Source organism: Paraburkholderia sp. RL17-347-BIC-D (assembly GCF_046027915.1).
Taxonomy (GTDB): Bacteria; Pseudomonadota; Gammaproteobacteria; order Burkholderiales; family Burkholderiaceae; genus Paraburkholderia.
On the sequence record NZ_JARESS010000003.1, the window covers coordinates 390,832 to 406,276 of the forward strand.

The following is a 15,445-nucleotide window of genomic DNA, read 5'->3' on the forward strand; positions in this document are numbered from 1 at the left end:
CTTTGGAGGCACCCGTGAACTAGCCGAACGGACGACTCACGACGGTTCGCCAGTCGTGGCATCATTTCCTGATCCAGGCTGAAGCGAGGGTATCCGGCCCGTCATGAAACCGTCCGTTTCCCGCTCTGAAAGCAGCGCGCGCTGCCCGCGCTGCGGCAACGCGTTCGATTGCGCCATGCATGGGCAACCCTTTGACTGCTGGTGCCGTGAGATGCCGCCGTTGCCGGCGGATCGGCTCGATTCGAGCGGGCGCTGTCTGTGTCCGGAGTGTCTTGCGGCGGAGATTGCGCGGGTGGCTCAGGGGCGGCCGCGCGGTGCGTGATCGGCGTTGCGGCCGACGGAAGCCGCGCTGTTTGAGAGCAGTATCAGGGGCTTATGGGGACTCCGCCGGCTTACGGAGGCGTCACGATGGCTCCGCCGGCCTACTCGGGCGGCATCGGCTTACGGTAGCGCCATAGGCCTACGCGAGCATCGCCGGCTTGGCGAGCGCCTTAGACCCGCGCGGACGCCCCACCGGCCATGAAAGCGCCGGCCACGAGCGCCACCAGCCACGAAAGCGTCACTGGCTCAAGCCGCACGGCGGTGCTGGGCCGCAAGCGCGCTCAAATCACGCGCGACGGCTTCCAGCGCCGGCTCCCACCGACCGAATTGCGGCTGCCGATACAGCGTGGCGCTTGGATACCACGGGCTGTCGCCGCGGTCGAGCAACCAGACCCAGTGGGGGTTGACGTCGAGCAACACCCAGGTGCGCTGGCCGATTGCACCGCTAAGATGCGCCGCAGAGGTGCAAACCGTAATGACAAGATCGAGCGCGCCCACAAACGCGGCGGTGTCGTCGAAGGTGGCGAATTCGGCGGTGTAGTCGGTCATCGGCAAGCCGGCCGTGCGCGCTGCCACCACGTCCGCGCCGGCGCCCGGTTGCAATGAATAGAACGCCATGTCCTGCATGCCGCCGAAGTAAGCCGCATAGCGTTCCCAGCCGACACGCCGGAACGGATTGCGTTGATGGCCGTGGCTGCCCGTCCATGTCAGTCCGACTTTGAGCCGTGATTCGCCGGCAAGCCGCTTTTGCCACGACTTGGCGGCTGCCGGGTCCGCTCGCAAATAGGGTGCCGCCGGAATCGTTTCCTCGTGCGTGTCGAATATTAGCGGCAGGCTCAGCAACGGAATCTCGTAGTCGAACGCGGGTAGCGATTCGACACCGCCGCCGGCCGAAAACTCGTCTGCATGACCGCCCAGGCTGCGCGAAAGCAGCGCGCCCATCTGCGGAAACGAATTCCAGATGAGACGGCCGCCTTCGCGATGTACGCGCTCGGCCAGCATCGAGATATAGCGGCAGAACTGCAGGAGGTCGCCCATGCCTTGTTCGCCCCACACGAGCAGCGTCTTGCCCGCGAGCGGTTCGCCACGCCAAAGCGGCGCCGGCATCACAGGACGGTTGCCGCCCAATTCCGAAGAGCCGTCCCAGCGTGCCTCGTGCGATGCCCAGCCGTGCGCGTAGTCGCCACGCACGAGTTGCAGCATGGAGAGATTGGAGTGCATGGAGGCGTCGTTGGGGGCCAGCGCGCAAGCGGTTTGGGCGGCTTGCATCGCGTCGTCCCAGCGTTGCGCCTCACGCAGCGTCAGCGCATAGTTGTTGTGCGCCAGCGGGCTATGCGGTGCGCATTGCACGGCCTTTGCGCCGGCTTCGAGCGCGCGCGGCAGATCCATATTCGTGCGGTAAGCGTGCGTGAGATTGGTCCAGCCGTTGCCATCGTGAGGCTCATCGCGGACGGCGCTTTCCAGAAGCGCGATCTGTTCGTTCAGGTCGCCGCCGGTAAACGTCAGTGCCGCGGCGAGATTGTTGCGTAGGCGCGGCAATCGCGGATCGATTGCGAGTGCATGACGGTACGGGGCAATGGCCTCGTGATGCCGATTCGCCATCTGCAGCGTGTGGCCGAGACGAAAGTGCGCAAGCGCGTTGTGCGGATCGAGTTGAGCAATAATGGCGGCGAGTTCGACTGCGTCGCCGGAACGGTGTTGTTCGAGTAGCCTGGCGATGAGCGAATCGAGCGACGCATAGTCGAGCGGATGAATTCGCGCCGCGGCGTCGAGGCATTCAGCTTCGGCCTGTGCCGTGCCGTTTTGCCGAGCTGCGGCGGCTTGTCGCAGAACAGTCAGGAAAGCTGAGGAGGCATCGGCCTCGTTGTCGGAAGTAGGTAGCATGGATGGGTTGCACGACGGAGGAATCGAAGAAAAGATCGTCCCCATTAGGCGCTATCGCAAAAATTCCATGTTACCGGCGCGAAGCCGCGAGGTAAGTCGGACTAGTCCGAACAGGTAAATTAAAGTCATGCATCGAATAACCAACACCGGCCGCGTCAATCTCGGACATCTGTTCTGGCTACGCTGTCTCGCGATCATTGGCCAGTTGATGACGATCGCGTTCGTGCAGATCTTCATCGGCGTGCACCTGCCGTTGCCCGCCATGCTGCTCGTGATCGCGCTCGAAGTGATCTTCAACGGGATTACATGGTGGCGCGTCTCGCAGCAGCGCCCCGAATCCAACATGGAATTGTTCGGCCAGATCTGGGTCGATCTGGGCGCGTTGTCGGCATTGTTGTTTCTCTCCGGTGGCACCACCAATCCCTTCGTTTCGCTCTACCTGCCATCGCTCGCGATTGCCGCGGCCGTGCTGCCGTGGCATCTGATGGCATGGCTCGCGGCGTTCGCCGTGGCCTGCTACGCGGTCCTCGGTTTCGATTCCGTGCCGCTGAATCTCGACAATCCCGCGAACCTGTTCGACTACTACCGCGCGGGCATGTGGGTGAACTTCATGGTCAGCGTCGGCCTCATTGCATGGTTCGTTGCGCGCATGTCGCGAGCATTGCGGCTACGTGACGCAGCGCTCGGAGACGCGCAGCAGCGCTTGCTTCACGACGAACGCGCGGTCGCTCTGGGTGTGCAGGCCGCTACCGTTGCGCACGAAATCGGTACGCCGTTGTCTACAATTGCCATGTTGTCCGAAGAATTGCGAGATGCAGCGCGTTCCGATAAGGGACTTGCGGCTTATAGCGCCGATCTCGAACTGCTCGAACAACAAATGACATTGTGTACGTCGGCGCTTGCGCGCTTGCGCAGCCGGGCGTCGACAACCACCAACCGGCAGCAGGTCGGCGAGTGGCTCGAATCGTTCGGCGAGCAGTGGCGCTTGCGTCATCCGCATGTGAAATTCGAGCGGATCGGCGTGCCGCCGGAAGATGTCAGTCTTGACGATACGGTGGCCGTGAGCCAGATTCTCACGATTTTGCTCGACAACGCCGCGCGTGCAAGCCGCGATCACGTGACGCTGTCCTGCACACTGGCGTCACGCGGCGACCAGATCGTATTCGAAGTATGTGATGCGGGCCCGGGCATTCCGGCCACGTTGCGTGGCTCGCTCGGCGCGGTGCCGGTCGAGAGTACGCAAGGTGGACACGGCGTGGGCCTCTATCTGGCTTTTTCGGCGGCGGCGCGTCTGAAGGGATCGATCGAACTGACCGATGTCAGCACGATCAAGCCGCGTGGTACGCGCGCGGTCCTGAAGCTGCCGCTCGCCGGGCGCAAATTTTCTGGCAAAGGCCGTCAAGGCGCTGCGCCATCCAACACGGAGAAACAGGCATGAGCGATATGAATTTTCTGGTGATCGACGACGATGAGGTGTTCTCCGGCATCCTCGCACGCGGTCTCACCCGGCGCGGTTACACGGTGAGCGAAGCGCACAACGCTGATGAGGCGATCAAGCTGGCGAATCAGCAGAAGTTCAGCCAGATCACGGTGGATCTGCATCTCGGCAACGACTCCGGTCTGACGCTCGTCGCGCCCTTGCGCGATTTGCAGCCCGACGCGCGCATGCTGGTGCTGACCGGCTATGCGAGCATCGCCACCGCGGTGCAGGCAGTGAAAGACGGTGCCGATAATTACCTGGCCAAGCCTGCCAACGTCGAGACGATTCTGTCGGCGCTGCAAAGTGAGGCGAGCGCACTGCAAGCAGAAGAGGCGATCGAGCATCCCACGCCGTTGTCGGTGGCGCGGCTGGAGTGGGAGCATATTCAACGCGTGCTCGCCGAGCACGGCGGCAATATTTCCGCTACCGCGCGCGCGTTGAACATGCATCGACGCACGCTGCAACGCAAGCTGGCGAAGCGGCCGGTCAAACAGTAAGCGCGGAGTTCTAGTTCCGCTTGTCGTAAGCAAATAAAAACGGGCTGCCTTATCAAAAGGCAGCCCGTTTTTTATACGCATCACATCTGTTTCGCCTCAAGCAGGGAACACAACAGCTCGAGGCAATCTCAGCATCGACATCACAGCACGTAGCGCGAGAGATCCTCGTCTTCCGCGACTTCGTTCAGCGCGCGATCGACATAGGCCGCGTCGATCTGCACCGTCCGGCCCGAGTGATTACCGGCCGCAAACGAGACTTCCTCGAGCAGCTTTTCGATCACCGTGTAGAGACGCCGTGCACCGATGTTCTCGGTCTTCTCGTTCACCGAGTACGCGATCTCGGCGAGCCGGCGAATGCCGTCGTCCGCGAATTCGAGGTGCACGTCTTCGGTGGCGAGCAGTGCCTGATATTGCTTGACGAGGCTCGCGTCCGTGGACACCAGGATCGATTCGAAGTCGTTCACCGAGAGCGAGTCCAGTTCGACGCGAATCGGAAAGCGGCCCTGCAGTTCGGGAATCAGATCGCTCGGCTTGGCCAGGTGGAATGCACCGCTCGCGATGAACAGAATGTGATCGGTCTTCACCATGCCGTACTTGGTGTTGATCGTGGTGCCTTCGACCAGCGGCAACAGATCGCGCTGCACGCCCTGCCGCGAGACTTCGCCGCCGCCGGCTTCGTTGCGCGAGGCGATCTTGTCGATCTCGTCGAGAAACACAATGCCGTTCTGCTCGACGTTCTGTACCGCCTTGGTTTTCACCTCTTCGTCGTTGAGCATCTTGCCGGCTTCTTCGTCGGTGAGGACTTTCAGCGCTTCCTTCACCTTCATCTTGCGGCGCGTTTTCTTGCCGCCGCCGATGTTCGCGAACATCGAACGGATCTGCTCGGTCATGTCTTCCATGCCCGGCGGCCCCATGATGTCCATGCCGACTTGCGGCTGTTCCACGTCGAGCTCGATTTCCTTGTCGTCGAGCAGGCCTTCGCGCAGGCGCTTGCGGAATGTCTGGCGCGTGGTGCTGCCTTCGTCGACGGTATCAGCCGCGCTCGAGCTTGCGCCGAAGCCGACCGGGCGCGCGCTCGGCAGCAGAATGTCGAGAATGCGGTCTTCGGCCTGATCTTCGGCCTTGGTCCGCACTTTGCGCATTTCCGTTTCGCGCGTCTGCTTGACCGAGATTTCGATCAGGTCGCGCACGATGCTGTCCACGTCACGGCCCACATAGCCGACTTCGGTGAACTTGGTCGCTTCGATCTTGATGAACGGCGCGTCGGCTAGTTTCGCCAGACGCCGCGCGATTTCGGTCTTGCCGACGCCGGTCGGTCCGATCATCAGAATGTTCTTCGGCGTGATTTCCTGACGCAGCGGATCTTCAACCTGCTGACGGCGCCAGCGATTGCGCAGCGCCACGGCCACCGCTTTTTTCGCGCGGCCTTGGCCAATGATGTGTTTGTCGAGTTCCGAGACGATCTCGGCAGGGGTCATGGTGCTCATCGTGGGTCCTTACTCGATCGTCTCGATAACGCGGTTATGGTTCGTGTAGATGCACATGTCGCCGGCAATCTCCAGCGACTTCTCCACGATTTCACGGGGCGACAGGTCAGTGTTGTCGGAGAGCGCTTTCGCGGCGGCTTGCGCATAGGCGCCGCCCGAGCCGATCGCGCAGATGCCGCCTTCCGGATCGAGCACGTCGCCGTTGCCGGTGATGACCAGCGTGGTGGTGGCGTCCGCGGCGATCAGCATGGCCTCGAGACGGCGCAGCATGCGGTCGGTGCGCCAGTCTTTGGCGAGTTCGACGGCGGCGCGCGTGAGGTTGCCTTGATGTTTTTCCAGCTTCGCTTCGAAGCGGTCGAGCAGCGAGAAGGCGTCGGCTGTGCCGCCGGCGAAGCCGACCAGCACCTTGCCGTTATAGATGCGCCGGACTTTCTTCGCACCGCCTTTCATGACGATGTTGCCTAGCGTCACTTGGCCGTCGCCGCCGAGCGCGACCTTATCGCCGCGGCGCACGGAGACGATCGTCGTGCCGTGAAATTGCTCCATATGCGTTCCTCTTTGCAAAACGGGTAGGACGCGGCAGCGCACTGCGCTACCGCATGAATCCTGAAAGCGGACGGCGCGCGACGCTAACAAACGAACCGGCCGGCGCGCGCTCGTGCAGCGCATGTCCGATTTATTTTAGGGCGTGCGCGGTCATATCAAGAGCCGGCAAATGGCATAAGACAAAAAACACGCGAATTGGTGCGAGGAGCGGACGACGCGCGCAAGAGTGGGCACCGCGTGCAAGGGAAGAGACAGAAAGACAGCCGCAGCGGACGTTCGCCGGGAAGCCGCGTAAAGCCAGCGTCAAGGCGGCGCGAAAGAAAGCATCACACAAAAGAAAAAGGCGCACGGCTCACCGTGCGCCTCTCGACGAAGCAGCGTTTCAGGGCGCGGAGCCGAAGCCGCGCCGCAAGCCTTCAGTCGCCGAACAGCTTCTGGCGCAGTTCGCGGCGCTCCTGCGCTTCGAGCGACAGGGTGGCCGTGGGCCGTGCGAGCAAACGCGGGATGCCGATCGGCTCACCGGTTTCTTCGCACCAGCCGTAGTCGCCCGAATCGATGCGCGCGATCGACTGCTGCACCTTCTTCAGCAGCTTGCGCTCGCGGTCGCGCGTGCGCAGTTCGAGCGCATGCTCTTCCTCGATCGTCGCGCGGTCGGCCGGGTCCGGCACGATTACCGTTTCGCGCAGGTTTTCGGTCGTCTGGCCGGCATTGCGGAGAATGTCCGCCTGCAGCTGTTCGAGCTTGTTCTTGAAGAAGGCGAGCTGATCCTCATTCATGTAATCCTTGTCGCTCATCTTCAGGATTTCGGCTTCGGTCAAGAGTCGTTTCGTCGTCATCTGGCTTACTTCTTCAATGTGAGGCAAAACTCTTACATAGTGCCCGCACTTTCGTATTGCCCGCAAATGCGCCTCGAGGACGCGGAGCGCCAAGGCGGGCACGGACGATGGACTGTCGTGACGCCGAAGCGCTTGGCGCCCACACGCCGGGCGTCGCAACGCTAATGCGGGGCCGAACTCCTCTGGAAACCGATTCTCAGATGCTCCTGAGGCATTGCTTGCCGACAGCGCGCCTTTTCAGGCGCTGCCAGCCGGCATTGTCGGCGTATCGTCCGGATAAGATTTTCCGGCGCCTTTCAGGCCCGGCGCGGAATACGCGCTGACGGGGCAATTCGTTGTCATTCTCCAGTGGGCACGTATTGTAACTGAATCACAATCTAGCACCGCAAGTGGTGAAAATCCCCGTGCGGCACCCCGATATCCCGAAAATATAACGCGCGCACGATCAAAAAGCGATGGTCGTGCACGCTTTAATACAGCAGGGTTTTCACGTGCTTTTCACACGCGCGACTTTTCAGTCAGCTTTCGACTGCCGGCGGGCGGATTCAGCAGATGATTTGGCGGCCGCGCGCTTTACGAATACACCCATTTTGGGCCTGGCAGCACGGTGCATGCCGCGCCGCGCGGCGCCGAGCGGGCTGTCGCTCCGACTGAATGACAAGCCCCGGACAAGCCGGGGCGCCACGCACATCACGCGAGGCAGGCGTCCAGACCGTCGGTGATCAGGTCTTGCGGCAGTTCGATGCCGATAAACACCATCTTGTTGGTCTTTTTCTCGATCGGCTGCCATTTCGCGGCCAGATCGCTGCCCATCATCTGATGCACGCCCTGAAATACCACCTTGCGGTCGACGCCCTTCATATACAGCACGCCCTTGTAACGCAGCAGGCGCTCGCCGTAAATCTGCAGAATGCCGCCGAGAAAGTCTTCCAGCTTGTTCGGATCGAACGGCCGGTCGTTGCGGTAGACGAACGACTTGATCTTGTCGTCATGGTGCGCATGGTGGTGATGCGCGTGATCGTGGCCTTCGTGATCGCACTGCCCGTGGTCGTGATCGCAGTCGGCGTGATCGTCGTGAGTGTGGCCGTGCTCGTCATGAGCGTGAGCGTGGCTGTGCGCATGTTCGTCTTCGACGAGGAAGTCCGGATCGATCTCGAGCTTCGAATTCAGGTTGAAGCCGCGCAGGTCGAAGATTTCCTTGATGTCCGCTTCGCCGAAATTGACGACCTTGATCGCAGCCCTCGGGTTCATGTGCAGCAGACGGTGGCGCAGATCGGCCAGTTGCTTTTCATCGACCAGATCGGACTTGGTAATGAACAGGCGGTCGGCGAAGCCGACCTGGCGCTGCACGACTTCGTGCTCGTCCAGCTGGTGGTTGGCGTGCTTGGCGTCGACCAGCGTGATGATCGCGTCCAGCAGGAATTCGTTGGCGATCTGGTCATCCATGAAGAACGTCTGCGCAACGGGGCCCGGATTGGCGAGGCCCGTGGTTTCGATCACGACGCGGTCGAAATCCAGTTTGCCGGACTGTTTCTGCGCCGCCAGATCGCCCAGCACGCGCGACAGGTCGCCGCGAATCGTGCAGCAGATGCAGCCGTTGCTCATCTGGATGATCTGCTCGCCCGTGTCTTGTACGAGGATTTCGTTGTCGATGTTCTCTTCGCCGAACTCGTTCTCGATCACGGCGATCTTCATGCCGTGCTTTTCATTCAGGATGCGCTTGAGCAGGGTGGTTTTGCCGCTGCCGAGAAAGCCGGTCAGGATGGTGACTGGAATCATATTGGTCGCCTGTATTGTCGTGAAACGGTGCGTAATCGGGTGAATAGCGAATGCGTAGGCCGGGCGCGCAGCCAGGTGGCGCGCTGCCCTGTCCAGGCGGTTATTGAAACATATCTGCCGAGCCGGCGTTGGCGAGCTCCGGTTCGAGCCCGCTTTCACCGATGCCGGTGGCGCCGGAAATATCCCCCAAAACTATGGGCGATCAGGCGATTTGCAACAGCAGGCCCTTCAGGTATTCGCCTTCCGGGAACGCGGTGAGCAACGGGTGATCCACGCCGGCCCCCAGTCGCTTGAGAATCCGGGCGTCCACGCGCGCGTCGGCGGCCGCGCCGGAGACGATTTTCTGGAACAGTTCGGCGTCGATCGCGCCGGAGCACGAATAGGTGAAGAGCAGGCCGCCCGGGCGCAGCAGCTTCAGCCCGGTCAGGTTGATGTCCTTGTAAGCGCGCGACGCGCGGTCCACATGTTCACGCGACGGCGCGAATTTCGGCGGATCGAGCACGATCAGGTCGAAGCGCTCGCCGTCGTCGTAAAGGCGGCGCAGTGTTTTGAACGCGTCGGCGTCGAGCCAGGCGGCGCGTTCGGCGTCGAAACCATTGGCCGCCACGTTTTGCTGGGCGATCGCCAGCGCGTCGCCCGACGAATCGATCGACACCACCCGTTTGGCGCCGCCTTTCAACGCTGCGAGCGAGAATCCGCCGGTGTAGCAGAAGCAGTTCAGTACCTCGCGATCCTGCGCGAGCTGTTGCACCAGCAGGCGGTTGTCGCGCTGGTCGACGTAAAAACCGGTCTTGTGGCCGTTGCGCACGTCGACGTGATAACGCACGCCGTTTTCGCTCGCAATCAACGCTTCCGACGGCGCTTCGCCCGCCAGCACGCCCGTGACCTGTTCAAGTCCTTCCTTCTGACGAATCGACACGTCCGAGCGTTCGTAGACATTCGGACAGCCGGTCGCGCCCGTCAGCGCCGCAACGATCGCTTCCTTCCACGCCTCGACGCCCGCCGCCATGAACTGGCAGACCAACTGGCTGCGCTGGCCTTCGTCCTCGGCAACGTAGTGATCGACGATCAAGCCCGGCAGGCCGTCCGCCTCGCCGAAAATCAGCCGGACCGCGCCGGTGTCGTGGACCATCGTCTGACGATGGGCGAGCGCGCGCTGCACGCGCCGCTTGAAGAACGCGTGATCGATCGGCTCGGATTCGTCGAAACTCCACACGCGGGCGCGGATCTGCGAGTGCGGGCTGTAGGCCGCGCGCGCGAGAAAACGGCCGTCGTGCGCGCGCACCAGCACGGTGGCGCCGGGCGCGGGATTGCCGTCGATCCGGTCGATCGCGTTGGCATAGACCCACGGATGGCGGCGCAGCAGCGACTTTTCTTTCGACGGTTTGAGCGTAACGGTATTCATCAGGGTGTCAGAGAGAGCAATGGGCCGCGCGGCTTAGCGCACGCGGCAGGTGAAGCGAAGGCGGAGACTGCACGCCGCGAGTCGCGGAGTCAGTCGCGTTTTTTGGCGCGCGGATGCGCCTGATCGTAGACGTGCGCGAGATGCTGGAAATCGAGCGCGGTGTAGACCTGCGTCGCGGTGATGCTGGCGTGGCCAAGCAGTTCCTGCACGGCGCGCAGATCGCCGCTCGACTGCAGCACGTGCGTGGCGAACGAATGCCGCAGCACGTGCGGATGCACATTGGCGGGAATGCCGGCGACCAGTGCCGCGCGCTTCACGCGCTCACGCACGACGTTCGGCGACAGTCGGTTGCCGCGCACCGACAGGAACAGTGGATGCGGATCGTGCTTCACCATCTGGTCACGGACGGCGAGCCAGGCGCTCAAGGCTTCCAGCGCCTTGCTGCCGACCGGCACGACGCGGCGCCGATTGCCCTTGCCGAGCACTTCGACTTCGGCGGAATCGAGCTTGAGCCAGCCGGCCGAGCGGTAGCCGTCGGCATCGGCGAAACGGGCGTCGAGACCGACTAGTTCCGCGAGCCGCAGCCCCGACGAGTAGAACAGTTCGAGCATGGCGTGATCGCGCAAACCTTCGGGCGATGCAGCGGGCGGACTTTCCATCAGGCGCGTAGCGTCGTCGACGGAAAGCGCTTTGGGCAGCGTTTTAGGCTGCTTCGGCGCGCGCACGGTCGCGACCGGATTGGCCGGCAGATCGACCCGGCCGGCGAGCCAGCGGTAAAACGCGCGCCACGCCGACAGCCGGTGACTGATTGAGCGCGCCGTCAGGCCGCCGGCGTGCGCTCGCGAAACGGCGCCGCGAATGTCCACGGCGGTCAGGCTTTCGAGCGGCCTGCCTTTGGCCAACTGCTTGAGTTCTTCGAGTTCGTGGGTGTAGCCGCGCAGCGTATGTGCCGACAGCCGCCGCTCGTGTTCGAGATTCAACAGATAGGCGGCGATCGGGTCGGCGGCGGTCACGATGGGCTTGTTGAGCGGCTGGCGCGGAGCTAGACGCGGCTCAACGCGGCAACAGACGGCTCAGCGCGGCGCTGGCCAGCGCGCCGATCTGCGTCAGGAAATCGGTGGCCATGCCGTCGTGGAAGCGGCGCGCGTCGGCCGAGCCCATCACCAGCAGGCCGAAGGTCGGCGCTTCTTCCTTGCCTTCGGGATCGCGCAGCGCGAGCAGGGCGATCGATTCGGTGGCGTGCGCCGACTCGGACGCCGCGTGGCCGGCCGCGCCCTCGTCGCTCACGGCGGCCACGGACGGCGCCAGCCACTGCGCCGCCTCGAAGCCGGTATTCGCGCCGCAATACGGCGTGGTCAGGCTATTAGCGAAGATGCGCACTTCCTCGCCGACATGGCGCGCGAAGTCGGCCTGAGCATACGGCTCGGCCACATCCCACACGCGCAGCGCGGCTTGCGGCACGTCGAAGATGTCGCGCAAACCGGTGGCGATCGTACGCGGCAACGCATACGGATCGCGCTCAGCCATCACGCGAATGGTCCAGCGGTTGAATTTCGACGCGATGCTGTCGTTCTCGTGGCCGTAGCGCAGGAGTTCGGCGAGACGTCGTTCGAGATGCTTGTTCTTGTCGCGCAGCATCTCCATCTGCCGTTCCTGCAGAGACACCGCGGCTTTGCCGTGTGGATTCGCGAGGCGGATCGTCGCGAGCATTTCCGCGTGTTCGGCGAAAAATTCAGGATTGGCGAGCAGATATTCGGCGACTTCGCGATCGTTCATGGTTTGGGCTAAAGGACTACGGGGCGACGCCTTGAGGCGAAGCATCGGTCAATGAGTTTATGCGGCCTGTGAATCGGCTAATGAGTCGGGCAGTTCGATTTCGCCTTCGAAGACCGTCGCGGCAGGCCCGGCCATCAGCAGCGGCTCGTCTGCTTGCGTGCTGTCCCACGTGATGGTGAGTGTGCCGCCGTGCGTGTGCACGAGCACCGGTGCGTCCAGCAGCCCGCGCCGGATGCCGGCCGCGACGGCCGCGCAGGCGCCCGTTCCGCACGCCAGCGTTTCGCCCGCGCCGCGTTCGTACACGCGCAGCTTGATCTCGCTGCGGCCGACGATCTGCATGAAGCCCGCGTTCACCCGCTGCGGAAAACGCGCATGACGTTCGATCACCGGGCCTTCGACCAGCACGGGGAATGCTTCGACGTCGTCGATCACTTGCACGGCGTGCGGGTTGCCCATCGATACCACCGAAATCCAGCGCGTCGTGCCGCTCACGTCGAGCGGCCAGAGCGTGTCCGCGCCTTCGCGGCGGCCTTCCAGACCTTTGGTGGCGAACGGTACGCGCTCCGGGTCGAACACGGGCGAGCCCATGTCGACCAGCACTTCGCCGTTTTCCTGCATGGTCAGCGTGATGGTGCCCTTTTGCACCTGCACGCGTACGCTGCGTTGATCGGTGAGGCCGCTGTCGCGCACGAACTTGACGAAGCAGCGTGCGCCGTTGCCGCAATGCTCGACCTCGCCGCCGTCGCAATTGAAGATGCGATATCTGAAATCGACGCCGGCCACCGTGGGCTTTTCGACCAGCAGCAACTGGTCGGCGCCGACGCCGAAATGCCGGTCCGCGAGCGCGCGCACCTGCACCGGCGTCAGGTTGACCGGTTGGGTGTAGCCGTCGAGCACGACGAAGTCATTGCCCGCGCCGTGCATTTTGGTGAATTTCAGTTTCATCACGCTATTGTAAGTGACGCGCCCTTGGGTGCGCCCGAACGCCGCGTTATTTCCGCGTCCGGGCGCTTTCTTCGCACACCGCGAAGGCGGCCGTTCAATACACGCTCGGTTCGCCCGGCGGCCGGGTTTTGAAGCGCTTATGCACCCAGTAGTACTGCTCGGGCATCAACGGAATCTGCTCTTCCAGGAAAGCATTCATGCGTCGGGCGTCCGCATCGTCGTCGCCGGTCGGGTAGTTTTCCCACGGCTTGAACACCTTGAGGCGGTAGCCTTTGTAATTCGGCAGCACTTCGCCGATGAACGGCACGACCTGCGCGTGGCCGACCTTGGCCAGACGCCCCACCGCGGTCAGCGTGCAGGTCGGCACGCCGAAGAACGGCACGAAGGTGGAGTTGCGAGCGCCGTAGTCCATATCGGCGCCGAGCATCACCGGCTTGCCGTCGCGGAGCCAGCGCAGCACGATGCGCGCGCTGTCGGCGCGGCTCGCCATGTCCGCGCCGAAGCGCGCCCGCGCGGCTTTGGCGACTTCCTCGAGCTCGGGATTCGACATCGGCTGATACAGCGAGCCGCATTGGCGCTTGAGTGAGTAGTTCAGGAAGATTGCACCGGCTTCGATGCCGACGAAGTGCAGGCCGAGGAGCAGCGTGGGCGGCAGATTCGGGTCGGTCAGATCGATTTCGCTGTCGACCTGGATCAGCTTTTCGAGCTTCTTCGCCGAGCCGAACCACTGCACGCTGCGCTCGAGGTAGCTGCGGATCGCGTGGCGGAAATGCTTCTGCGCGACGTCTTCACGGCGCTTGTCGCTCCATTCGGGGAAGCACAGCTTCAGATTGATATGGACGATGCGTTTGCGCCGGCTCGGGATCTGATACAGCAGCCAGCCGAGTCCGTCACCGAGACGGGCGATGACACCATAAGGTAACAGTGCAAACAGTTTCAGCAGCCCGATCGCGAGTTTGGCGCCATAGCGGCTCAGCATGCCACCCCCTGAAAAGATGCGCGGGGCAAGGCAGGCTTCAGGAAAGCGGAAAAGTTGACGTAATGCCGCACTCTTGGACACTCTGTGACAATCATAAGAAGTCGCTATAATAAGGGCTTCGCCGAGTTAATAGACAACTTGCGGGGCGAAGCCGGTGGCTGCAAACCATGTGATTTGCGCCTCCCGGTAAGGTAATCCGCTAAAGCGTCGCCGCTTCAAGGCTCCCGAAGCTGGCTACGTGAAACTCAACCGTAACCACAAAACAGGAGTCTGCAACGTGGCAAACGACTATCTCTTCACTTCCGAATCCGTCTCCGAAGGCCATCCCGACAAAGTCGCGGATCAGATTTCGGACGCCATTCTCGACGCCATCCTCGCTCAGGACAAATACTCGCGTGTCGCCGCGGAAACGCTGTGCAACACTGGTCTCGTCGTTCTGGCCGGTGAAATCACCACCACCGCGAACGTCGATTACATCCAGGTTGCGCGCAACACGATCAAGCGCATCGGCTACGACAACACCGACTACGGCATCGATTACCGCGGCTGCGCGGTGCTCGTCGCATACGACAAGCAATCGCCGGACATCGCCCAGGGCGTGGACCGCGCGCACGACAACAACCTCGATCAAGGCGCCGGCGACCAGGGCCTGATGTTCGGCTACGCGTGCGAAGAAACGCCTGAACTGATGCCGCTGCCGATCCACCTGTCGCACCGTCTGGTGGAGCGTCAGGCAAATCTGCGCCGTGACGGCCGTTTGCCCTGGCTGCGTCCGGACGCGAAGTCGCAAGTCACCGTGCGTTATGTCGACGGCAAGCCGCATTCGATCGACACCGTGGTGCTGTCCACGCAGCATTCGCCGGACATCGATCTGGGCATGCTGCGCGAAGCCGTGATCGAAGAAGTCATCAAGCCGACGCTGCCGGCCGAGCTCATCAAGGGCGACATCAAGTTCCTGGTGAACCCGACGGGTCGTTTCGTGATCGGTGGTCCGCAAGGCGATTGCGGTTTGACCGGCCGCAAGATCATCGTCGATACGTACGGCGGTGCCGCACCGCACGGCGGCGGCGCGTTCTCGGGCAAGGATCCGTCGAAGGTCGACCGTTCGGCGGCCTACGCCGGCCGTTATGTCGCGAAGAACATCGTGGCCGCGGGCCTCGCTTCGCGCTGCCTGATTCAGGTGTCGTACGCCATCGGCGTCGCCCAGCCGACGTCGGTGATGGTGAACACATTCGGCACGGGCCGCGTGTCGGATGCGACTATCACGCGTCTGGTGCAGGAGCATTTCGACCTGCGTCCGAAGGGCATCATCCAGATGCTCGACCTGCTGCGCCCGATCTACGAGAAGAGCGCGGCCTACGGTCACTTTGGCCGCGAAGAGCCGGAATTCACGTGGGAATCCACGGACAAGGCATTGGCGCTCGCCGAAGCCGCTGGCACGGAACCGGTTGCCGCGCTGGCCGAATAGCGCGAGTTGTCCGTTTCAACAAAAAACCCTGCGGGCGTGAGC

At 62.8% G+C, this 15,445-nt stretch carries 14 protein-coding genes; 4 read left to right on the plus strand and 10 right to left on the minus strand.

Translation table 11 applies throughout. The features are described 5' to 3' along the window. The first annotated feature begins 103 nt into the window (after positions 1-103). Positions 104-322 carry a cysteine-rich CWC family protein gene (locus tag P0D96_RS07220; protein WP_408176229.1) on the plus strand — a complete coding sequence of 73 codons (219 nt, stop codon included), beginning with the start codon at positions 104-106 and terminating at the stop codon, positions 320-322. Between the two features lie 245 nt (positions 323-567). Here the strand turns inward: P0D96_RS07220 and P0D96_RS07225 are convergent, their stop codons facing one another. After that, the gene (locus P0D96_RS07225; RefSeq protein ID WP_408312683.1) at positions 568-2,205 is read right to left on the minus strand and encodes a tetratricopeptide repeat protein; all 1,638 of its coding nucleotides are present in this window, start codon (positions 2,203-2,205) and stop codon (positions 568-570) included. Positions 2,206-2,332: 127 nt separating this feature from the next. Between P0D96_RS07225 and P0D96_RS07230 the strand changes: the two genes are divergently transcribed. Next, on the plus strand, positions 2,333-3,643 hold the full coding sequence (locus P0D96_RS07230) for an ATP-binding protein (protein WP_408284410.1): 1,311 nt from the start codon (positions 2,333-2,335) through the stop codon (positions 3,641-3,643). After that, entirely contained in the window at positions 3,640-4,182 is a 543-nt protein-coding gene (locus tag P0D96_RS07235; RefSeq protein ID WP_012431409.1) for a response regulator transcription factor, read from the plus strand. Before P0D96_RS07230 ends, P0D96_RS07235 begins: the two co-directional genes overlap by 4 nt. Before the next feature lie 140 nt (positions 4,183-4,322). Here the strand turns inward: P0D96_RS07235 and hslU are convergent, their stop codons facing one another. The 9 genes from hslU to P0D96_RS07280 form a co-directional block, all read right to left on the minus strand. After that, positions 4,323-5,669, minus strand: a complete 1,347-nt coding sequence (hslU, locus tag P0D96_RS07240; RefSeq protein WP_132376394.1) for an ATP-dependent protease ATPase subunit HslU — start codon at positions 5,667-5,669, stop codon at positions 4,323-4,325. A 9-nt stretch (positions 5,670-5,678) separates the two neighbouring features. Further along, positions 5,679-6,215 carry an ATP-dependent protease subunit HslV gene (hslV, locus tag P0D96_RS07245; RefSeq protein WP_132376393.1) on the minus strand — a complete coding sequence of 179 codons (537 nt, stop codon included), beginning with the start codon at positions 6,213-6,215 and terminating at the stop codon, positions 5,679-5,681. 416 nt (positions 6,216-6,631) lie between these two features. Then, the gene (dksA, locus tag P0D96_RS07250; RefSeq protein WP_012431412.1) at positions 6,632-7,051 is read right to left on the minus strand and encodes an RNA polymerase-binding protein DksA; all 420 of its coding nucleotides are present in this window, start codon (positions 7,049-7,051) and stop codon (positions 6,632-6,634) included. Positions 7,052-7,741: 690 nt separating this feature from the next. Further along, on the minus strand, positions 7,742-8,830 hold the full coding sequence (locus P0D96_RS07255) for a CobW family GTP-binding protein (protein ID WP_132376392.1): 1,089 nt from the start codon (positions 8,828-8,830) through the stop codon (positions 7,742-7,744). A gap of 202 nt (positions 8,831-9,032) precedes the next feature. Further along, positions 9,033-10,235 carry a class I SAM-dependent rRNA methyltransferase gene (locus P0D96_RS07260; RefSeq protein ID WP_408312686.1) on the minus strand — a complete coding sequence of 401 codons (1,203 nt, stop codon included), beginning with the start codon at positions 10,233-10,235 and terminating at the stop codon, positions 9,033-9,035. Positions 10,236-10,324: 89 nt separating this feature from the next. Further along, the gene (xerC, locus tag P0D96_RS07265; RefSeq protein WP_132376390.1) at positions 10,325-11,248 is read right to left on the minus strand and encodes a tyrosine recombinase XerC; all 924 of its coding nucleotides are present in this window, start codon (positions 11,246-11,248) and stop codon (positions 10,325-10,327) included. A gap of 40 nt (positions 11,249-11,288) precedes the next feature. After that, entirely contained in the window at positions 11,289-12,011 is a 723-nt protein-coding gene (locus P0D96_RS07270; protein WP_132376389.1) for a DUF484 family protein, read from the minus strand. Between the two features lie 57 nt (positions 12,012-12,068). Continuing rightward, a complete protein-coding gene (dapF, locus tag P0D96_RS07275) occupies positions 12,069-12,956 on the minus strand; it encodes a diaminopimelate epimerase (protein WP_132376388.1) in 888 nt (295 codons plus the stop codon). 94 nt (positions 12,957-13,050) lie between these two features. Further along, positions 13,051-13,935, minus strand: coding sequence for a lipid A biosynthesis lauroyl acyltransferase (locus P0D96_RS07280; protein WP_408284401.1), 885 nt, complete (start codon positions 13,933-13,935; stop codon positions 13,051-13,053). 277 nt (positions 13,936-14,212) lie between these two features. On the opposite strand from P0D96_RS07280, the gene metK reads away from it, so the two are divergent. Next, positions 14,213-15,403 carry a methionine adenosyltransferase gene (metK, locus tag P0D96_RS07285; RefSeq protein WP_408284398.1) on the plus strand — a complete coding sequence of 397 codons (1,191 nt, stop codon included), beginning with the start codon at positions 14,213-14,215 and terminating at the stop codon, positions 15,401-15,403. Positions 15,404-15,445: the final 42 nt, after the last annotated feature.